This is a genomic window from Streptomyces melanogenes (assembly GCF_014649795.1).
GTDB classification, from domain to species: domain Bacteria; phylum Actinomycetota; class Actinomycetes; order Streptomycetales; family Streptomycetaceae; genus Streptomyces; species Streptomyces noboritoensis.
The window spans coordinates 326,270-346,684 of the sequence record NZ_BMTS01000003.1; the positions used below are offsets into that span (position 1 = coordinate 326,270).

Annotated in this window: 19 protein-coding genes; 14 read left to right on the plus strand and 5 right to left on the minus strand. The window is 69.8% G+C overall.

From position 1 onward, the window contains the following. The first annotated feature begins 14 nt into the window (after window positions 1-14). From pspAA to IE252_RS08550, 3 genes are all read left to right on the plus strand, one after another. The gene (gene pspAA, locus IE252_RS08540) at window positions 15-293 is read left to right on the plus strand and encodes a PspA-associated protein PspAA (protein WP_190088705.1); all 279 of its coding nucleotides are present in this window, start codon (window positions 15-17) and stop codon (window positions 291-293) included. A gap of 105 nt (window positions 294-398) precedes the next feature. Beyond that, window positions 399-1,679, plus strand: coding sequence for a sensor histidine kinase (locus tag IE252_RS08545; protein WP_229848119.1), 1,281 nt, complete (start codon window positions 399-401; stop codon window positions 1,677-1,679). Continuing rightward, complete coding sequence (locus tag IE252_RS08550; protein ID WP_190088706.1) at window positions 1,676-2,365, plus strand: response regulator; 690 nt, start codon at window positions 1,676-1,678, stop codon at window positions 2,363-2,365. The genes IE252_RS08545 and IE252_RS08550 overlap by 4 nt, the downstream gene beginning before the upstream one ends. A gap of 435 nt (window positions 2,366-2,800) precedes the next feature. Here the strand turns inward: IE252_RS08550 and nadA are convergent, their stop codons facing one another. After that, entirely contained in the window at window positions 2,801-3,988 is a 1,188-nt protein-coding gene (gene nadA / locus IE252_RS08555) for a quinolinate synthase NadA (RefSeq protein WP_190088707.1), read from the minus strand. Window positions 3,989-4,275: 287 nt separating this feature from the next. On the opposite strand from nadA, the gene IE252_RS08560 reads away from it, so the two are divergent. After that, window positions 4,276-4,632 (plus strand): iron-sulfur cluster assembly accessory protein, encoded by a 357-nt coding sequence (locus IE252_RS08560; protein WP_101387995.1) that lies wholly within the window; start codon window positions 4,276-4,278, stop codon window positions 4,630-4,632. Window positions 4,633-4,719: 87 nt separating this feature from the next. Here IE252_RS08560 and IE252_RS08565 read toward each other — a convergent pair whose 3' ends face one another. Together IE252_RS08565 and IE252_RS08570 are read right to left on the minus strand one after the other, a co-directional pair. Further along, on the minus strand, window positions 4,720-6,276 hold the full coding sequence (locus tag IE252_RS08565; protein WP_190088708.1) for a hypothetical protein: 1,557 nt from the start codon (window positions 6,274-6,276) through the stop codon (window positions 4,720-4,722). Window positions 6,277-6,434: 158 nt separating this feature from the next. Next, entirely contained in the window at window positions 6,435-6,632 is a 198-nt protein-coding gene (locus IE252_RS08570; protein WP_190088982.1) for a hypothetical protein, read from the minus strand. 140 nt (window positions 6,633-6,772) lie between these two features. Between IE252_RS08570 and IE252_RS08575 the strand changes: the two genes are divergently transcribed. Beyond that, window positions 6,773-7,747: a carbohydrate kinase family protein gene (locus tag IE252_RS08575; protein WP_190088709.1), complete on the plus strand. Its 975-nt coding sequence runs from the start codon at window positions 6,773-6,775 to the stop codon at window positions 7,745-7,747. A 425-nt stretch (window positions 7,748-8,172) separates the two neighbouring features. Here the strand turns inward: IE252_RS08575 and IE252_RS08580 are convergent, their stop codons facing one another. Then, window positions 8,173-9,555, minus strand: coding sequence for a cysteine desulfurase/sulfurtransferase TusA family protein (locus tag IE252_RS08580; RefSeq protein WP_190088710.1), 1,383 nt, complete (start codon window positions 9,553-9,555; stop codon window positions 8,173-8,175). A gap of 290 nt (window positions 9,556-9,845) precedes the next feature. Here IE252_RS08580 and ctaC point away from each other — a divergent pair, with 290 nt between their 5' ends. The 4 genes from ctaC (at window position 9,846) to IE252_RS08600 (ending at window position 14,361) form a co-directional block, all read left to right on the plus strand. Further along, entirely contained in the window at window positions 9,846-10,817 is a 972-nt protein-coding gene (gene ctaC / locus IE252_RS08585; protein ID WP_101387990.1) for an aa3-type cytochrome oxidase subunit II, read from the plus strand. Further along, window positions 10,814-12,550, plus strand: a complete 1,737-nt coding sequence (gene ctaD, locus IE252_RS08590) for an aa3-type cytochrome oxidase subunit I (RefSeq protein ID WP_101387989.1) — start codon at window positions 10,814-10,816, stop codon at window positions 12,548-12,550. The genes ctaC and ctaD overlap by 4 nt, the downstream gene beginning before the upstream one ends. After that, window positions 12,547-12,945, plus strand: a complete 399-nt coding sequence (locus IE252_RS08595; protein WP_190088711.1) for a cytochrome c oxidase subunit 4 — start codon at window positions 12,547-12,549, stop codon at window positions 12,943-12,945. Before ctaD ends, IE252_RS08595 begins: the two co-directional genes overlap by 4 nt. A 162-nt stretch (window positions 12,946-13,107) precedes the next feature. After that, the gene (locus tag IE252_RS08600) at window positions 13,108-14,361 is read left to right on the plus strand and encodes a L,D-transpeptidase (RefSeq protein WP_190088712.1); all 1,254 of its coding nucleotides are present in this window, start codon (window positions 13,108-13,110) and stop codon (window positions 14,359-14,361) included. A 19-nt stretch (window positions 14,362-14,380) separates the two neighbouring features. Here the strand turns inward: IE252_RS08600 and IE252_RS08605 are convergent, their stop codons facing one another. Continuing rightward, window positions 14,381-14,797, minus strand: coding sequence for a response regulator transcription factor (locus IE252_RS08605; protein WP_190088713.1), 417 nt, complete (start codon window positions 14,795-14,797; stop codon window positions 14,381-14,383). A 178-nt stretch (window positions 14,798-14,975) separates the two neighbouring features. Here IE252_RS08605 and ctaE point away from each other — a divergent pair, with 178 nt between their 5' ends. The 5 genes from ctaE (at window position 14,976) to trpD (ending at window position 20,341) form a co-directional block, all read left to right on the plus strand. After that, entirely contained in the window at window positions 14,976-15,596 is a 621-nt protein-coding gene (ctaE, locus tag IE252_RS08610) for an aa3-type cytochrome oxidase subunit III (protein WP_067158287.1), read from the plus strand. Window positions 15,597-15,659: 63 nt separating this feature from the next. Beyond that, on the plus strand, window positions 15,660-16,469 hold the full coding sequence (qcrC, locus tag IE252_RS08615) for a cytochrome bc1 complex diheme cytochrome c subunit (protein ID WP_101387985.1): 810 nt from the start codon (window positions 15,660-15,662) through the stop codon (window positions 16,467-16,469). Further along, entirely contained in the window at window positions 16,466-17,515 is a 1,050-nt protein-coding gene (gene qcrA / locus IE252_RS08620; RefSeq protein WP_101387984.1) for a cytochrome bc1 complex Rieske iron-sulfur subunit, read from the plus strand. Before qcrC ends, qcrA begins: the two co-directional genes overlap by 4 nt. Beyond that, on the plus strand, window positions 17,512-19,140 hold the full coding sequence (qcrB, locus tag IE252_RS08625) for a cytochrome bc1 complex cytochrome b subunit (RefSeq protein WP_190088714.1): 1,629 nt from the start codon (window positions 17,512-17,514) through the stop codon (window positions 19,138-19,140). The genes qcrA and qcrB overlap by 4 nt, the downstream gene beginning before the upstream one ends. Before the next feature lie 136 nt (window positions 19,141-19,276). After that, window positions 19,277-20,341, plus strand: coding sequence for an anthranilate phosphoribosyltransferase (gene trpD / locus IE252_RS08630; RefSeq protein ID WP_190088715.1), 1,065 nt, complete (start codon window positions 19,277-19,279; stop codon window positions 20,339-20,341). Window positions 20,342-20,415 lie beyond the last annotated feature (74 nt).

The window sequence follows — 20,415 nt, forward strand, 5'->3', positions numbered from 1 at the left end:
AAGGAGGAGTCGCCATGATCGTACGGATCATGGGGGAGGGCCAGGTGAAGCTGGCGGACAGCCACTTCACCGAGCTCAACAAGCTGGACGACGAGCTGCTGGCCGAGATGGAGGCGGGCGACGAGGAGGGCTTCCGCCGCACGCTGGGGGCGCTGCTTGACGCGGTCCGCAGTCTGGGCGAGCCCCTTCCGGACGACGCCCTGGAGCCCTCCGAGCTCATCCTGCCCGGCCCTGACGCGTCCCTGGACGAGGTCAGGCAGATGCTCAACGACGACGGGCTGATCCCGGGCTGAGCCACCGCGCCCAAGGGGCGCGGGGAACTGCGCCACCAGCCACAGACGGCCCGCAGTCGAATCACCGCACCCCCCAGCGGAGCGCTACCCGTACCGTAAGGAGGCGTGACGTTCGCCCGCATCCACGGATGGCTCCGCGCCCACCCCCTCGCCGGGGACGCCGCCCTCGCCGGGGTCGTCCTCGTCTGCATGGTCGTCGGCTCGTTCGCCGACCCGCACGGCTCCAACGGCCCGGTGTTCGGGACCAGGACGCCCAGCGTGACCGCGCTCGTCCTCGCCGTGCTCGGCGCCGTCTCGCTGGCGCTGCGCCGCCGCAACCCCCTCGCGGTCCTCGGTCTGACCGGCGGGGTCACCGTCGCCGACCTGCTCGCGGGGAACTCGCCCGCCCCGATCGCGATCGCCCCGGTCGTCGCGCTGTACACGGTCGCCGCGCACACCGACCGCGCCACCACCTACCGCGTCGGCATCACCACCATGGGCGTCCTCACCGCGACCGCGATGTGCTTCGGGGACGCGCCCTGGTACGCGCAGGAGAACGTCGCCGTGCTCGCCTGGACCGGCCTCGCCGCGACCGCCGGTGACGCCGTCCGCAGCCGCCGGGCCATCGTCGAGTCCATCCGCGAGCGCGCCGAGCGGGCCGAGCGCACCCGCGAGGAGGAGGCCCGCCGCCGGGTCGCCGAGGAGCGCCTGCGCATCGCCCGCGATCTGCACGACGTCGTCGCCCACCACATCGCGCTGGTCAACGTCCAGGCCGGGGTCGCCGCGCACGTCATGGACAAGCGCCCCGACCAGGCCAAGGAGGCCCTCGCGCACGTACGGGAGGCCAGCCGCTCGGCGCTCAACGAACTCCGGGCCACCGTCGGCCTGCTGCGCCAGTCCGGCGACCCGGAGGCCCCCACCGAACCGGCCCCGGGCCTCGCGCTTCTGGACGATCTGCTGGCCGGTTTCCGCCGCGCCGGGCTGCCGGTGGAGCTCGCCCCCCTAGACCCGGCCGTCCGCGCCGGGCTCCCGGCGGCCGTGGACCTCGCCGCGTACCGGGTGATCCAGGAGGCGCTCACCAACGTACGCAAACACGCGGGTCCGGACGCGAAGGCCGAGGTCAGCGTGGTGCGGGTGGGACCGAACACGGAGGTCACGGTCCTCGACAACGGCACCGGGAACGGCGACGGCGCCGCCGGGGGCGGTGGCGGGGGCCACGGGCTGCTCGGGATGCGCGAGCGCGTCAGCGCGCTCGGCGGCACCTGCACGGCGGGACCCCGCTACGGCGGCGGCTTCCGGGTGCAGGCGATACTGCCGGTCAAGACGGCCGACACGGCCCGTACGGCGCTGACCCGCGACGCGGCGGCCGTCCGGGCGGCCGAGGGACCGGGGGAAGGCTGCGCATGACGATCAGGGTGGTACTCGCGGACGACCAGGCGCTGCTGCGCTCGGCGTTCCGCGTCCTCGTCGACTCCGAGCCGGGCATGCACGTGGTGGGCGAGGCCTCCGACGGGGCCGAGGCGGTCGCCGTGGCCCGGGCGACCCGGGCCGACGTCGTCCTGATGGACATCCGGATGCCCGGTACGGACGGGCTCGCCGCGACCCGCATGATCACCGCGGATCCGGATCTCGCCGATGTCCACGTCGTGATGCTCACGACCTTCGAGGTCGACGAGTACGTGGTGCAGTCCCTGCGGGCGGGCGCGTCCGGCTTCCTCGGCAAGGGCGCGGAGCCGGACGAGCTCCTGAACGCGATCCGGATCGCGGCGGCCGGTGACGCGCTGCTCTCGCCCGCCGCGACCAAGGGGCTCATCGCCAGCTTCCTCGCCCAGGGCGGCAGTTGGGACGGCTCCGGCGAGCCGCCCGGCGCCCACGCCGAGCGCCTGGCCGCGCTCACCGGCCGCGAACGCGAAGTCCTCGTCCAGGTCGCGGGCGGCCTCTCCAACGACGAGATCGCCGAACGCCTGGTGGTCAGCCCGCTCACGGTCAAGACGCACGTCAACCGGGCCATGGCGAAACTGGGCGCGCGGGACCGAGCACAGCTGGTCGTGATCGCGTACGAGTCGGGCCTGGTACGCCCGAGAGTGGAATAGCCGGGGCTCCGCCCCCGAGCCCCTTTTCGTCTGCGGACCGTGCTGGGTTGCTCGCGCAGTTCCCCGCGCCCCTGAAGCGCGCTCCCGCGCATCGTTTTTCGTCTGCGGACCGTCCCCAACTGGTCGCGCAGTTCACCGCGCCCCTTAGATGCGCCCCTTCGGGCCGCCCAGGGGATTGCCGCGGAGCGGCATTTCTAGGGGCGCGGGGAACTGCGCGAGCAACCGGCCACGGTCCGCAGTCGAAAGCGGGTTTAGGGGCGCGGGGAACTGCGCGACCAGCCCCCACCGGCCCGCAGACGCAAAGGGGGTGCAGGGGCGTAGCCCCGCTCCGGGGTCCGGGGCGGAGCCCCGAGGGGTCGGGGCGGAGCCCCGGGCCCCCGGGAGACGGGGGTACGAAGTACCCCCGTCCGAAAGGGCGGGCGGGTGGGCGACCGGCTACGGAAGCGCCAGCATCCGCTCCAGCGCCAGCTTCGCGAAGCTCTCCGTCTCCGCGTCCACCTGGATCTGATTGATCAGCTTCCCGTCCGCGAGGGACTCAAGGGTCCACACCAGGTGCGGCAGATCGATCCGGTTCATCGTCGAGCAGAAGCAGACCGTCTTGTCGAGGAAGACGATCTCCTTGTCCTCCGCGGCGAATCGATTCGCCAGCCGCCGGACCAGGTTCAGCTCCGTGCCGATCGCCCACTTCGACCCGCGCGGGGCCGCCTCGAGGGCCTTGATGATGTACTCCGTCGAGCCCACGTAGTCCGCCGCGGCCACGACCTCGTGCTTGCACTCGGGGTGCACCAGCACGTTCACGCCCGGGATCCGCTCCCGTACGTCGTTGACCGAGTCCAGCGAGAACCGGCCGTGCACCGAGCAGTGGCCCCGCCACAGGATCATCTTGGCGTCGCGCAGCTCCTCGGCGGTCAGGCCGCCGTTCGGCTTGTGCGGGTTGTAGAGCACGCAGTCCTCCAGCGACATCCCCATGTCGCGGACGGCGGTGTTGCGGCCCAGGTGCTGGTCCGGCAGGAAGAGCACCTTCTCGCCCTGCTCGAACGCCCACTCCAGCGCCTTCTTGGCGTTGGACGAGGTGCAGATCGTGCCGCCGTGCTTGCCCGTGAAGGCCTTGATGTCGGCGGAGGAGTTCATGTACGAGACGGGCACGACCTGCTCGGCGACCCCCGCCTCGGTCAGCACGTCCCAGCACTCGGCGACCTGCTCGGCCGTGGCCATGTCGGCCATCGAGCAGCCGGCGGCGAGGTCGGGGAGCACGACCTTCTGGTCGTCCGAGGTCAGGATGTCCGCGGACTCGGCCATGAAGTGCACACCGCAGAAGACGATGTACTCCGCCTCCGGCTTGGCGGCCGCGTCCCGGGCCAGCTTGAAGGAGTCACCGGTGACGTCGGCGAACTGGATGACCTCGTCGCGCTGGTAGTGGTGGCCGAGCACGAAGACCTTGTCCCCGAGCTTCTCCTTGGCCGCGCGGGCCCGCGCCACCAGGTCCGGGTCGGACGGGGACGGCAGGTCGCCGGGGCACTCCACGCCGCGCTCGCTCTTCGGGTCGGCCTCGCGGCCGAGCAGCAGCAGGGCGAGCGGAGTCGGCTGGACATCCAGGGGCTGGGCGGTGGTCACGTCACGCACCCTTTCTCTTCTGCAGACGAGTTTTCGTCTAAATGACGCTATCTATCATAACTGCTTCACGTCAGTTTGACGATGGCCATAGCGTCGATGTGACACATCCCCTTTCCGGCCGCTTCGCCCTCTCGCCCACCGTTGTCCACAGGTCTTTTCCGGCCCGCGCCGGGGTGTGCGAGCATGAAGGTGAGCCAAAGCACGGCCAAGGCAGACGCACGGCCCGGAATGAATCCGGGACCCCGCCGGTTTCCACCGTCGGCAAGCAGTCTCCGTACAACCCGGGAGAGAAGCAGATGTCCGTATCGGACGAGACCACCACTGTGAGCGACGGCATCCTCCTGTCCGACGCCGCCGCGGCCAAGGTCAAGGCCCTCCTTGACCAGGAAGGCCGGGAGGACCTGGCGCTGCGCGTCGCCGTCCAGCCCGGCGGCTGCTCCGGCCTGCGCTACCAGCTCTTCTTCGACGAGCGCTCGCTCGACGGCGACGTCGTGAAGGACTTCGGCGGCGTGAAGGTCGTCACCGACCGCATGAGCGCCCCGTACCTGGGCGGCGCCTCCATCGACTTCGTGGACACCATCGAGAAGCAGGGCTTCACGATCGACAACCCGAACGCGACGGGCTCCTGCGCCTGCGGCGACTCCTTCAGCTAAGCCGGTCAAGCGCCACTGAAACACGTCGTACGTACGAGGAGGGCGGGCACCCCACAAGGTGCCCGCCCTCCTCGCGTGTCCACCGGCTCAGCTCTTCGGCAGCTCCTGCCCGGTGCCCACGTCCACCACCAGACGCTCACCCAGCGTCTGGTGCAGTGCCACCGGCACCGTCGCCTTCTTGGCGATCATGGTGCAGATCTTCTTGGGGTCGTGGTGCGCGACGCCCACCGAGACCCGCACCTCCGTGCCGCTCTCGTCGGCCGTCGCCGCGTAGGTGTCGCAGACCCCGCCCCAGAAGGTCACGGTCAACGTCCGGCCGTCCTGGCCGATCGCGTACGAGACCAGGGCCTGGTGGCCGGTCGGCGACGAGCCGGACGGCGCCGGGAGAGCGGTGCCGGGCCCGGCCGGCGACGCGGGCGGCTTCGCCAGGTACTGCGGGGCCAGCGCCGGGGCGGTGACGGTGACCGGCTGCGTGGCACCGGTCGGCTTCACCTCGAACAGCCACGACGGTACGAGCGCCTGCCGCCCGTCCACGTACTGCGCGGAGAGCCCGAACACCGCCTTGTCCACGGTCACCGTCGAGGGCGTGCCCTGCTTGCAGGGCTGGTGCTGGATGTTGCCCTGCGGGTCACTGGGCAGCTTGCGCTGCGGGTCGCTCGGCAGCGCGCCCTTGGTGGGCTCGCCCTGCGGCTGGTCCTCCAGCGGCACCGGACCCGTGCAGTCCTTGCTCGCCGGGCGCCCGCCGCCCGATCCGTTCAGCTGCTTCAGCGTCTCCTCGGCGCTCAGCACGGGGTACGTGTCGCCCTTCTCCGGCGCCTTCAACTGGCCGCTGCCGCCGACCACCTGGCCGTCGGGGCCGACCCGGATGCCGGTCGTCCAGCCGTAGGTGGGCAGACCGCCGATCACGGGGTCCGCGTTGACCACCCGGACCGCGCCCATCAGCTGGGACGCGTTCAGCTTGGCGTCGTCCTGGCCCAGCGCCTTGAGCACCGGGGCGGCCGCCGCCTTCGCGGCCTGCTCGCTCACCGGGGAGCCGCCGCCTCCCGTCGGGTCGTGCTCGCCGGGCGCGATGCCCTGGGCCGGGCTCGTGGAGGTGTCCGTTCCGGTGGTGTGCATGGGGCACTTGCTGCCCTTGGGGCAGTTGTCCGTACCGCCCGTGCCGTACCGGGCGAACGTCCAGCCGCCCGGCGCCTTCTGATTGACCGTCAACACCGGACCGCCGCCGTCCTTGGTGATCCCGGCCTTCCAGAGCTCCCCTTCCAGGCGCGGGGGACCGTCGATCCCCAGGGCCTTCGCCAGCTTCGCCACCTCGGCCTCGCCGACCGTGCCGCCCGGGCGGTACACCGCCGCCTTCGCCGGGCCGTCGGGGAGCTTCCCCTCGGCGCGGTAGACCACGCCGTTCGGGTCCGGTTCGCCGGGGGCGATGCCCTCCCTGCCGCTGTCCAGGCCGAGCGGCGGCGGAGTGGGGTTCCCGCCCGCCCCGGCCTTCCCGTCGACGGAGGCCGAGCCGCCCGAGGCGGTGGATGCCCAGTACGCCCCGCCGCCGCCCGCGACCAGCACCGCGGCCGCGACCGAGGCGAGGACGAACGGGGATCGTCGCGTCCGCCGCTGTGGCGACTCTTCCTGCGTGTGCTCGCTGCTCACCGCATCGCTCCTGTCCAGTCGTATCCCGCATCCCCTTTACGGGGGACACGCCTTGGACGGAGCGGGGGAGCGCGCGGTTCCCTCCGCGCGCTGCCCCGTCGCTCGGGCCGGTCGCCGCGGTCGCCGCGGTGGCCGCGCCCGGTCCGCTCTGCTCCGGCTCAGTCGCCGTACTCGGACATGGTGGCGATCAGCCGGACCGAGTCGGGCGGCACGGACACCCCGTGGATGCGGGACGGTGGGACGGGCGCCGGCCCCGGCTCCACCGGCACCACCCAGTGGGGTGCCATCCGCGCGCAGTCGCCGCGCAGCCGCGCGAGGCCCGGTTCGGACGCCATGACGTTCCCGGTCTGCTCCATGGTTTCCATATTCCGCACCGTACGCATCAGGAACCATGCGAAAAAAGGCCTACTATTGGGTAGTTTCCGCCCTTCAGGGGAGCCGCTGCGACCCGGTAGCGTTAACTGTCAACAGTCCTCCACGCAGGAGTGTCCTAGCCGTGCGTATCGCAGTCACCGGCTCCATCGCCACCGACCACCTCATGACCTTCCCCGGCCGATTCGCCGACCAACTGGTCGCCGATCAGCTGCACACGGTCTCCCTCTCCTTCCTCGTCGACAACCTCGACGTGCGCCGGGGCGGTGTCGGCGCGAACATCTGCTTCGGAATGGGCCAGCTCGGCACCCGGCCGATCCTCGTCGGGGCCGCCGGCTCCGACTTCGACGAGTACCGGGCCTGGCTGGACCGGCACGGGGTGGACACGAACTCGGTCCGCATCTCCGAGGTGCTGCACACCGCCCGTTTCGTGTGCACCACCGACTCCGACCACAACCAGATCGGCTCCTTCTACACGGGCGCGATGAGCGAGGCCCGCCAGATCGAGCTCCAGTCGGTGGCCGAGCGCGTGGGCGGCCTCGACCTCGTCCTGATCGGCGCCGACGACCCCGAGGCGATGCTCCGGCACACCGAGGAGTGCAAGACGCGCGGGATCCCGTTCGCGGCGGACTTCTCGCAGCAGATCGCGCGGATGTCCGGCGACGACATCCGTACGTTGCTGGAGGGCGCGAAGTACCTCTTCTCCAACGAGTACGAGAAGGGGCTCATCGAGTCCAAGACCGGCTGGAGCGACGCGGAGATCCTGGGGAAGGTCGACTACCGGGTCACCACCCTCGGCTCGCGCGGCGTGCGCATCGAGCGGGTCGGCGAGGACCCGATCGAGGTCGGCTGCGCGGAGGAGGAGGCGAAGGTCGACCCCACGGGCGTCGGCGACGCGTTCCGCGCGGGCTTCCTGTCCGGTCTGTCGTGGGGCGTCGGCCACGAGCGGGCGGCGCAGGTGGGGTGCATGCTGGCGACGCTGGTGATCGAGACGCTGGGTACGCAGGAGTACCAGTTGCGGCGCGGGCACTTCATGGATCGGTTCACGAAGGCGTACGGGGACGAAGCCGCAGCCGAGGTGCGGGCGTACCTGTCCTAGCCCCACCCGCCCGCCCTCCCGGTGTGGGGTACTCCGTACCCCACACTCCGGTAGCCCCGGCGCTGCGCGCCGGGCCTGCACCTTCGCCCCACCCGCCCGCCCTCACAGGTGGGGGGTACTTCGTACCCCCCACTCCCGTAGCCCCGACCGCTCCGCGGCGGGGCTGCGTGCCATGCGATGTCCGCTTCGCGGTGGGCCGCGTCCTCACGCTCCGTCCAGCCCCTTGCGGTTTCGTCGCGCGACTGCGGCCCGTCGGTGGCTGGCCGCGCAGTTCCCCGCGCCCCTAAAAACCCAGGCCGCCCCCGCCGTATGCCAGTCCCCCCCGCCGCTGTGGGCAATCGTGCCGCTAGGGCGGCACGGGTGGGCACAGCGGCACCCCCGCCCCGCCGGGCTGCGCAACCCCCTACCCGCACGCCGCCGCCACCTCACCCCACCCGCCGCACCACATACGCAGACCCCCGCTCCCGCCGCGTTTCCCCCACGTACTCCTGCCCCCGCATCTCGCACCACGCCGGAATATCGAGCCGAGCCGCCTCGTCATCGGCGAGCACCGTCACCGTCCCCCCCACCGGCACGTCCCCGATCACCTTCGCCAGCTCGATCACCGGGATCGGGCACCGCTTGCCGAGGGCGTCGATCGTCAGGTCGTTGCCACCGGGGGCGGGGGAGACAGGCGAAGCGGGGGCGCCGAGCTTCTCGCGGACCGAGGAGACGACCCCCGGAAGGACGGACAGGAACCGGTCCACGTCGGACGCCGCCGTGCCGACGGGGAGCGACACCCGGACGTTGCCCTCGCTCAGGACCCCCATCGCCCGCAGCACATGGCTCGGCGTGAGCGTGCTGCTCGTGCAGGAGGAGCCGGAGGAGACCGAGAAGCCCGACCGGTCCAGCTCGTGGAGGAGCGTCTCTCCGTCGACATAGAGACAGGAGAACGTGACCAGGTGGGGGAGCCGCCGCACCGGGTCCCCGACCACCTCCACGTCCGGCACCAGCTCAGGCACCCGCACCCGCACCCGCTCCACCAGGCCCCGCAGCCGTTCCGCCTCGGCCGCCGCCTCCGCCCGTACCGCCCGCAGCGACGCGGCCGCCGCCACGATCGCCGGGATGTTCTCGAAGCCGGGGGACCGGCCCGACTCCCGCTCGTCGGCGGGGCCTTGCGGGGCGAAGCGGACGCCCTTGCGGACGGCCAGCAGGCCCACACCCGCCGGGCCGCCCCACTTGTGCGCACTCGCCGCCAGCAGCGACCAGCCGTCCTCGACCGGGCCCCAGGCCAGCGACTGGGCCGCGTCCACCAGGAGCGGCACCCCGGCCGCCCGGCACGCCTCGGCCACCTCGCCCACCGGCTGCACCGTGCCGACCTCGTGGTTGGCGGACTGGAGGCAGGCCAGCGCCGTGTCGGGGCGCAGCGCGGCGGCGTACGCGGCGGGGGAGACCGCCCCGGTCCGGTCGACCGGGACCTCCGTCACCGTGCCGCCGTCCGCCTCCAGGGCCGCGCCCGCGTGCAGTACGGAGGAGTGCTCCACCGCCGACACGACCAGATGGCGGCCGACACGCCGGCGCCCGGCTAGGGAACCGTAAATTCCGGAGTGCACCGCCCGCGTCCCCGAAGTGGTGAACACGAGCTCGTCCGGACGGCAGCCGACGGCCTCGGCCGCGGCCTCCCGGGCCGCGTCGAGCAGCAGCCGGGCCCGTCGGCCCTCGCGGTAGAGCCGGGCCGGGTCGGCCCAGCCCTCGTCGAGCGAGGCCGTCAGCGCCTGGCGGGCCACGGGGTGCAGGGGGGCGGAGGAGGCGGCGTCGAAGTAGGGCACGCGGCCACGCTAACCCCGGGCCCGGTGGGGCGAGCCGGGGAGACCCGCCCGTACACGTACAGGACACGTACAGGAAGCCCCGTCAGATACCCCCCGGAAGCGGGGATTCCATCCCTTTGGGGGCTCGGGCGGCGCGTTGGGCACCCTCCCCGCGCGACCCCAAATAGCGTCCAGTAGGGTTTGGTCCGCATAAACATCCAAACCCCTGCCCGCGGCCAGGGCGGCGACCGACCAGCGAGACGGACGGCCGTAGCCGGCCGGCGCGGGCGAGACTCTCGGGAAGGCGCTACGTGAGTCCCAACGGCTCCGACCGCTCGTCGCGGCGCCCGATGCGGCGGAAGCTGCTGCAGGTGCTGACCGCGGGCCTGGTCCTGGCTACCGCCTCCGGTTGCTCGTACAACTGGAAAGACTTCCCTCGCCTCGGTATGCCCACCCCGGTGACGGAAGAGGCTCCGCGGATCCTCTCCCTCTGGCAGGGTTCGTGGGCGGCAGCGCTCGCCACGGGCGTGCTGGTCTGGGGCCTGATCCTGTGGAGCGTCATCTTCCACCGGCGCAGCCGCACCAAGGTCGAGGTACCTCCGCAGACCCGGTACAACATGCCCATCGAGGCGCTGTACACGGTCGTCCCCCTCATCATCGTCTCGGTGCTCTTCTACTTCACCGCGCGTGATGAGTCGAAGCTCCTCGAGCTCTCCCCCAAGCCGGCGCACACCGTCAACGTGGTCGGCTACCAGTGGAGCTGGGGCTTCAACTACGTCGAGGACGTGGACGGCAACCCGGCCACGGGCGACGCCGTGAAGTCCAAGGAGCTGTCCGCCATTCCGGACCGCTTCACCAAGGACTTCCCGGCCGGCGCCGACGGCGTCTACGACGTCGGCATCCCCGGCACGCGGAACCCGCAGACCGGAAACCCCGGGCCCACGCTGTGGCTGCCCAAGGGCGAGAAGGTCCGCTTCGTGCTGACGTCCCGTGACGTCATCCACTCCTTCTGGGTGGTCCCCTTCCTGATGAAGCAGGACGTCATCCCGGGGCACACCAACTCCTTCGAGGTGACCCCGACCCAGGAGGGCACCTTCCTCGGCAAGTGCGCCGAGCTGTGCGGTGTCGACCACTCCCGGATGCTCTTCAACGTGAAGGTCGTCTCCCCGGAGCGCTACCAGCAGCACCTCAAGGAGCTGGCGGCGAAGGGCAACACCGGCTACGTGCCGGCGGGCATCGCTCAGACCGACCCCGCCAAGAACGCGGAGACGAACAAACTGTGAGCATCCTCAACGAATCCCAGGGTGCCGCGGCAGCAGACGACTCGTACGAGAACGAGCTGCCGGTCCGGCGCAAGCAGCCGGGTAACGTCGTCGTGAAGTGGCTGACCACCACTGACCACAAGACGATCGGCACGATGTATCTGGTCACGTCGTTCGCGTTCTTCTGCATCGGCGGCCTGATGGCGCTCTTCATGCGCGCCGAGCTGGCCCGTCCCGGCACGCAGATCATGTCGAACGAGCAGTTCAACCAGGCGTTCACGATGCACGGCACGATCATGTTGCTGATGTTCGCGACGCCGCTGTTCGCCGGATTCGCGAACTGGATCATGCCGCTGCAGATCGGCGCGCCCGACGTGGCGTTCCCGCGGCTGAACATGTTCGCCTACTGGCTCTACCTGTTCGGCTCGCTCATCGCGGTCGGTGGCTTCCTCACCCCGCAGGGCGCGGCCGACTTCGGCTGGTTCGCCTACTCCCCGCTGTCGGACGCGGTCCGCTCGCCGGGCGTCGGCGCCGACATGTGGATCATGGGTCTGGCCTTCTCCGGCTTCGGCACGATCCTCGGCTCGGTCAACTTCATCACCACGATCATCTGCATGCGCGCGCCCGGCATGACGATGTTCCGTATGCCGATCTTCGTGTGGAACGTCCTGCTGACCGGTGTGCTGGTCCTGCTCGCGTTCCCGGTCCTGGCCGCCGCGCTGTTCGCCCTGGAGGCGGACCGCAAGTTCGGTGCCCATGTGTTCGACGCCCAAAACGGCGGCGCACTGCTGTGGCAACACCTCTTCTGGTTCTTCGGCCATCCAGAGGTGTACATCATCGCCTTGCCCTTCTTCGGCATCATCTCCGAAGTCATCCCAGTGTTCTCCAGAAAGCCGATGTTCGGCTACATGGGCCTGGTGGGCGCGACGATCGCCATCGCCGGTCTGTCCGTGACCGTGTGGGCCCACCACATGTACGTCACCGGCGGCGTGCTCTTGCCGTTCTTCTCGTTCATGACGTTCCTCATCGCGGTGCCAACCGGTGTGAAGTTCTTCAACTGGATCGGCACGATGTGGAAGGGCTCACTGTCCTTCGAGACACCGATGCTCTGGGCCGTCGGCTTCCTGATCACCTTCACCTTCGGTGGTCTGACCGGCGTCATCCTGGCCTCGCCGCCGATGGACTTCCACGTCTCCGACTCGTACTTCGTCGTCGCGCACTTCCACTACGTCATCTTCGGCACCGTGGTCTTCGCGATGTTCTCCGGCTTCCACTTCTGGTGGCCGAAGTTCACCGGCAAGATGCTGGACGAGCGCCTGGGCAAGATCACCTTCTGGACGCTGTTCGTGGGCTTCCACGGCACGTTCCTGGTGCAGCACTGGCTCGGTGCCGAGGGCATGCCGCGTCGTTACGCGGACTACCTCGCGGCCGACGGCTTCACCGCGCTGAACACGATCTCGACCATCAGCTCGTTCCTGCTCGGTCTGTCGATACTGCCGTTCATGTACAACGTCTGGAAGACGGCGAAGTACGGCAAGAAGATCGAGGTCGACGACCCGTGGGGCTACGGCCGTTCGCTCGAATGGGCGACGTCGTGCCCGCCGCCGCGGCACAACTTCCTCACCCTGCCGCGTATTCGCTCCGAATCCCCGGCGTTCGATCTGCACCACCCTGAGATCGCGGCCCTCGACCAGCTCGAGAACCACGGTCACGGTGGCAAGGCCCTCGCCGGCGGCAAGGAGGCGGGCAAGTGAAGATCCAGGGCAAGATGTTCCTCTGGCTCTCCGCCTTCATTCTGATCATGGCCGTCGTGTACGGCGTGTGGTCGAAGGAGCCGGCCGGTGCGACCGCTCTCGTGATGGCCTTCGGCCTGAGCGTGATGATCGGCTTCTACCTGGCCTTCACGGCCCGGCGGGTCGACGCGGGCGCGCAGGACGACAAGGAAGCCGATGTCGCGGACGACGCCGGTGAGCTGGGATTCTTCTCCCCGCACAGCTGGCAGCCGCTCTCGCTGGCGGTCGGTGGCGCGCTCGCGTTCCTGGCCATCGCGATGGGCTGGTGGCTGCTGTACTTCTCGGCGCCGCTGATCCTGGTCGGCATCTACGGCTGGGTGTTCGAGTACTACCGCGGCGAGAACCAGAACCAGTAGGTCCTCGTACGCACCTGTGAAAGGGCCCCGCGGCTCGGATGAGCCGCGGGGCCCTTTCGCGTACCCGGGGCCCGTGCGGGCCCCGTTGGGCCGTCGGGGGAGCGCCGCCCGTTTGCAGTCCTCCGGCGCGCCGAACCCGCCCGCGCTTCATAACGTGTGGTCATGAGTCACGCACCGCGTACCCGTACCGTCCTGAGCTGCACCCTGCTGGTCATTGCCCTCGGGGCGGGCGCCGGCGCGTGCGGCCGCTCCGACAGCAACCCGCTCTCGGCCAAGCCGTACGACGCGGCCGGCCAGATCGCGTACAACGGCCCGGCGGGCAGCGCGAAGGCGGATCCGGACCGGCCCCTGGAGATCACCGCCAGGGGCGGCCGCGGGCGCATCACGGACGTGCTGGCCCTGGACGCCGCGGGGCGCCATCTGGCGGGCGAGCTGGACGGCGACGGGAACCGCTGGCACTCCACGGCCCCGCTGGTCGCGGGCACCCACTACACGGTGGTGGTCTCCACGGAGGACTCGGACGGGGCTCCAGGGCGCCGTACGCTGACGTTCGACACGACCGCGCCCAAAGACGTCGTGAAGGTCGAATTCGGCCCGGACGCGGGCAAGTACGGCGTCGGGCAGCCCATCACGGCGGAGCTGAGCAAGCCGGTCAAGGACAAGGCGGCCCGGGCGGTCGTGGAGCGCGCCCTGAAGGTCGAGTCCACGCCCTCGGTGGAGGGCGCCTGGTACTGGGTCGACGACAAGACGCTGCACTACCGGCCCAAGGAGTACTGGCCCACCGACGCCACCATCAGGGCCTCCTCGCGCCTGGAGGGCGTCAAGATCGCGGACAAGCTGTACGGCGGCCCCGCGCACCCTCTGAAGATCACCACCGGTGACCGCATCGAGGCCATCACGGACGCGTCCTCGCACTACATGACGGTCAAACGCAACGGAGAAGTGATCAATACCATCCCGGTGACCACCGGAAAGCCGGGCTTTTCCACCCGAAACGGCGTCAAGGTGGTGCTGGGCAAGCAGTACTTCGTACGGATGCGCGGGGAGACGGTCGGCATCTCGTCCAGCAGTGCCGACGCGTACGACCTGCCGGTCTACTACGCGACGAGGGTCACCTGGAGCGGCGAGTACGTGCACGCCGCGCCCTGGTCGGTGGGCTCGCAGGGCTCCGAGAACGTCAGCCACGGCTGTACGGGCATGTCCACCGGGAACGCCGCGTGGTTCTACGAGAACGTCACCGAGGGCGACATCGTCAAGGTCGTCAACAGCATCGGCGAGGACATGACGCCCTTCGACAACGGCTTCGGCGACTGGAACGTGGACTGGGACAAGTGGCGCAAGGGCAGCGTGCTGCAGGCCGACCTGAAGGCCGGGCAGAGCAAGCTGAACTCCGCCCGGCTGCGGCCGCAGGTCTAGGTCCCGCCCGGTGGGGGGATCAGGCCTGAGCGGCCAGGGCGCCGTTCGGGCGCCGCGAACGGATCAGGGCGGCCAGTGCGGCCGCGAACTCGACCGGTTCGACCGGGAGGGTCACCGCGGCGTCCGCACGGCTCCAGGTGGCCAGCCAGGCGTCCTGCGGGCGCCCGATGAGCAGCAGCACGGGCGGGCAGTCGAAGATCTCGTCCTTGATCTGCCGGCAGATCCCCATGCCGCCGGCCGGGACGGCCTCCCCGTCCAGGACGCAGACGTCGATGCCGCCGCGGTCCAGTTCCTTGAGGACGGCGTGCGGGGTTGCGCACTCCAGGAAGGTCACCGGGGGAACGTCGGAGGCGGGCCTGCGTCCGGCGGCGAGCCGCACCTGCTCACGGGTGTTCGCGTCGTCGCTGTAGACAAGTACGGTGGCGCTCGACTGCATTGTTCCTCCGATTCGACGGCGGTACGGGCTCGGGAGCCGATGCGCGGATGCTACTCCGTCCGACACCGCGTCAACACCGGTTCGGCGAGCGCCCCGATGGGCCGTTCGGGCAGGACACGGGGTGCGGACACACCGAACGGCACCCCCCGGAGTGAGCGCGAGATAAGCGACCGACATAATGTCGGTCGTGGCGACAGCAACGACAGTAGAAACCGGGCACGCGCACCCGTCGGTCAATCGGCCGAACCTCACCAGCGTCGGAACCATCATCTGGCTGAGTTCCGAGCTGATGTTCTTCGCGGCCCTCTTCGCGATGTACTTCACCCTGCGATCGGTGACGGGTGCCGAGCACTGGAAGGAAATGGCGTCCTCGCTGAACCTTCCGTTCTCGGCGACGAACACCACGATCCTGGTGCTCTCCTCCCTCACCTGCCAGCTCGGCGTCTTCGCCGCCGAGCGGGGCGACGTGAAGAAGCTGCGCACCTGGTTCACGATCACGTTCGTGATGGGTGCGATCTTCATCGGAGGCCAGGTCTTCGAGTACACCGAGCTGGTGAAGAAGGACGGCCTCTCGCTGTCCTCCGACCCGTACGGCTCGGTGTTCTACCTGACCACCGGCTTCCACGGTCTGCATGTGACGGGCGGTCTGATCGCCTTCCTGCTGGTCCTCGGCAGGACCTACGCGGCCAGAAGGTTCACCCACGAGCAGGCGACCGCCGCCATCGTCGTGTCCTACTACTGGCACTTCGTCGATGTCGTCTGGATCGGCCTCTTCGCCACGATCTACCTGATCAAGTAATCGGGCCCGCAGACCCGACACCATCCCGCATCGACGCAGAAGATCCTGACACCGGGGTAATCCGTGAAAAAGCTCTCCGCACGACGACGCCATCCGCTGGCGGCGCTCGTCGTCCTACTCCTCGCGCTGGCGGCCACCGGGGGGCTGTACGCCGCGTTCGCGCCCGCGGACAAGGCGAAGGCCGACGAAACCGCCCAGTCCCTCGCCATCGACGAGGGCAAGAAGCTCTACTCCGTCGGCTGCGCCAGCTGCCACGGAACCGGCGGTCAGGGCACCTCTGACGGCCCGTCCCTGGTCGGCGTCGGCTCCGCCGCCGTGGACTTCCAGGTCGGCACCGGCCGTATGCCGGCGCAGCAGCCCGGCGCCCAGGTGCCGAAGAAGAAGGTCATCTACTCGCAGGCCGAGATCGACCAGCTCGCCGCGTACGTCGCCTCCCTCGGCGCCGGCCCGATCAAGCCGACCGAGAAGCAGTACAGCCCGGAAGGCGCGGACATCGCCAAGGGTGGCGAACTGTTCCGTACCAACTGCGCCCAGTGCCACAACTTCTCCGGCAAGGGCGGTGCGCTGACGCACGGCAAGTACGCCCCCAGCCTGGAGGGCGTGGAACCGAAGCACATCTACGAGGCCATGCAGACCGGCCCGCAGAACATGCCGTCGTTCCCCGACACGACGATGCCGCAGAAGCAGAAGCAGGACATCATCGCGTACCTGGACGCCGTGAACAGTGAGAAGACGGCGAGCCCCGGTGGTCTCTCGCTCGGTGGCCTCGGCCCCGTCAGCGAGGGTCTGTTCGCGTGGATCTTCGGCCTCGGTGCCCTCATCGCAGTCGCCATCTGGATCGCGGCCCACTCCGCTAAGGCCAAGAAGTCATGAGTAGCCAAGACAATTCCGAGAACCTGCCCAGCGAGCAGGACCCCGAGCACGGCTCGGTCGAGCGCGCCCGCGACCCGTTCGCGGACCCGGGGCTGCCGCCCCACAAGCCGCGCGTCCAGGACATCGACGAGGCGGCCGCCAGGCGCTCCGAGCGCGTGGTCGCCGGTCTCTTCATGCTCTCGATGGTCGCGACGGTCGCCTTCATCGCGTCCTTCGTGATCTTCCCGATCGACAAGATCGTCTACATCTTCCCGTTCGGGCACGTCAGCGCGCTCAACTTCTCCCTGGGTCTGACCCTGGGCGTCGCGCTGTTCGCCATCGGCGCCGGCGCGGTCCACTGGGCCCGCACGCTGATGTCCGACGAGGAGATGTCCGACGAGCGCCACGAGATCGCGGCGCCGCCGGAGGTCCGCGAGAAGGTCATGCAGGACTGGGCGGACGGCGTCCGCGAGTCCGGCTTCGGCCGCCGCAAGCTCATCCGCAACACCATGTACGGCGCGCTGGCCATGGTGCCGCTCGCCGGTGTGGTGCTCCTGCGCGACCTGGGCACCCTGCCCGAGGACAAGCTGCGCAAGACGATGTGGGCCAAGGGCAAGGCCCTCATCAACATGAACACCAACGAGCCGCTCCGTCCCGAGGACGTGGCCGTGGGCTCGCTCACCTTCGCCAAGCCCGAGGGCCTGGAGGAGGACCAGCACGACTTCCAGACCCAGATCGCCAAGGCGGCCCTGATGATCGTCCGGCTGCAGCCGGAGAACATCAAGGACAAGCGCGAGCTGGAGTGGTCGCACCAGGGCATCGTGGCGTTCTCGAAGATCTGCACCCACGTCGGTTGCCCGATCAGCCTGTACGAGCAGCAGACCCACCACGTGCTCTGCCCGTGCCACCAGTCCACCTTCGACCTCTCCGACGGGGCCCGCGTCATCTTCGGCCCGGCCGGTCACGCTCTGCCGCAGCTGCGGATCGGCGTGAACAGCGAGGGTTACCTCGAAGCGCTCGGCGACTTCGAAGAGCCCGTCGGTCCTGCCTTCTGGGAGCGCGGATGAGCACCACCACGACTGACGAACGGCGCGAGGCCGGGAACGGCGAGAAGTTCGCCGACTGGGCCGACGGCCGGCTGGGGATCTACACCCTGGCCAAGACCAACATGCGCAAGATCTTCCCGGACCACTGGTCCTTCATGCTCGGCGAGATCTGCATGTACAGCTTCATCATCATCATCCTCACGGGTGTGTATCTGACGCTGTTCTTCCACCCGAGCATGAACGAGGTCGTCTACGACGGCTCCTACGTTCCGCTCCAGGGCGTGCAGATGTCCGAGGCGTTCAACTCGACCATGCACATCAGCTTCGATGTGCGCGGTGGTCTGCTGATCCGGCAGATCCACCACTGGGCGGCGCTGATCTTCCTCGCCGGCATGTTCGTGCACATGATGCGCGTCTTCTTCACGGGCGCGTTCCGCAAGCCGCGCGAGGTCAACTGGCTCTTCGGCTTCCTGCTGTTCTTCTGCGGCATGTTCACCGGCTTCACCGGCTACTCGCTCCCGGACGACCTGCTCTCGGGCACCGGCGTCCGCTTCATGGAGGGCGCCATCCTGGGCGTGCCGGTCGTCGGCACGTACCTGTCGTTCTTCATCTACGGCGGCGAGTTCCCCGGCGGCGACTTCGTGGCCCGGTTCTACTCGGTCCACATCCTGCTGCTGCCCGGCATCATGCTCGGCCTGATGATCACTCACCTGATCCTGGTCTTCTACCACAAGCACACCCAGTTCGCGGGCCCCGGCCGCACCAACAAGAACGTCGTGGGCGCGCCGCTGCTGCCCGTCTACACGGCCAAGGCCGGCGGCTTCTTCTTCCTGGTGTTCGGTGTCATCGCGATCATCGCGGCGATCGCCTCGATCAACCCGATCTGGGAGATCGGTCCGTACCGCCCGGACCAGGTGTCGACCGGCGCCCAGCCCGACTGGTACATGGGCTTCGCCGAAGGCCTGATCCGCGTCATGCCGGGCTGGGAGATCAACCTGTGGGGCCACACGCTGGTCCTCGGTGTGTTCATCCCGCTGGTGATCTTCCCGCTGGTGCTCTTCGCGATCGCGGCCTACCCGTTCATCGAGGCCTGGATCACCAAGGACACCCGCGAGCACCACATCGCCGACCGTCCGCGCAACGCTCCGGTCCGCACCGGCATCGGTGTGGCGTGGGTGACCGCGTACATGGTGATGCTGGTCGGCGGTGGCAACGACCTGTGGGCGACCAACTTCCACCTGTCGCTCAACGCCATCACCTGGTTCGTCCGGATCGCGTTCTTCGTCGGCCCGGTCGTCGCGTTCATCATCACCAAGCGGATCTGCCTGGGCCTGCAGCGCCGGGACGCCGAGAAGGTGCTGCACGGTCGCGAGACCGGCATCATCAAGCGGTTGCCGCACGGTGAGTTCGTCGAGGTCCACGAGCCGCTCGACGCCGGTCAGCTCTACAAGCTCACCGCGCACGAGCAGACCCGCCCGGCCGAGCTGCCCGCGGCCGTCGACGAGAACGGTGTCAAGCGCAAGGTCTCCGCCATGGAGAAGCTGCGCGTCAAGCTCCACAAGGGTTACTTCGGCGAGCAGAGCCAGATCGCCAAGCCGACCGCGGAGGAGTTCGAGGAGATCACCAGCGGCCACGGCCACCACTGATCCCCTCCCAGCGAGACCGCTGTACGCCACACAGCACAGGGCCCCGTCCACCGCGTGGACGGGGCCCTTCGCCGTCCCGGCGGGCTGGATAGGGTGTTCCCATTCCCATATCCGTCGATGGACCCAGGAGCGGACCATGAACGTTGTGACCCCGGTTGGCGGCGACAGCGTGGCGGCCTACTCCTGGCCGGGCGTACTGGACGCACTGCTGAACGGCAAGGACCAGAGCGCCGAGGCGACCGCCTGGGCGATGGACTCGATCATGCGCGGCGAGGCGACCGACGCGCAGATCGCCGGGTTCGCCGTGGCCCTGCGCGCCAAGGGCGAGACCGTCACCGAGATCAGCGGCATGGTCCGCGCGATGTACGAGCACGCCAACCTCATCGAGGTGCCCGGCCGGACCGTGGACATCGTCGGCACCGGCGGCGACGGCGCCAAGACCGTCAACATCTCCACCATGTCCTCCATCGTGGTGGCGGGCACCGGCGCCAAGGTCGTCAAGCACGGCAACCGGGCCGCGTCCTCGGCCAGCGGCGCCTCCGACGTCCTGGAGAAGCTCGGCGTCAACCTCGACCTCACGCCCCGGCAGGTGGTCCAGGTCGCCGAGGAGGCGGGCGTCACCTTCTGCTTCGCGGTGAAGTTCCACCCCGCCCTGCGGTACGTCGCCGCCGCGCGCCGCGAGCTCGGCATCCGCACCACCTTCAACTTCCTCGGTCCGCTCACCAACCCGGCCCGGGTCAAGGCCCAGGCCACCGGGGTCGCGGACGCGCGCATGGCGCCGATCGTGGCCGGGGTGCTCGCCGAGCGCGGCTCCTCCGCGCTGGTGTTCCGCGGCGACGACGGCATGGACGAGCTGACGACCACCGCGACCTCCCGGGTCTGGGTGGTACGGGACGGGGCCGTGCGCGAGGAGCCGTTCGACCCCAGGGACGTGGGCATCGACCTGGTGCCGGTGGAGGCGCTGCGGGGCGCGGACGCCTCGTACAACGCGGACGTCGCCCGCCGGCTGCTGGGCGGTGAGAGAGGGCCGGTGCGGGACGCGGTGCTGCTCAACTCGGCGGCGGCGCTCGTCGCGCTCGACCCGGGCCCGGGGAGCCTGGAGGAGCAGATCCGGGCCGGGATCGCCCAGGCGGCCGAGGCGATCGACTCCGGCGCGGCGCGGCGGGCCCTGGAGCGGTGGGTGGCCGCGAGCAACGCCTGAGGGCGTGCCGGTCCGAGCAGTGTGACGCAAGGCGCAGTCCGGCATCCGGACTGCGCCTTGCGCGTACGCGGACG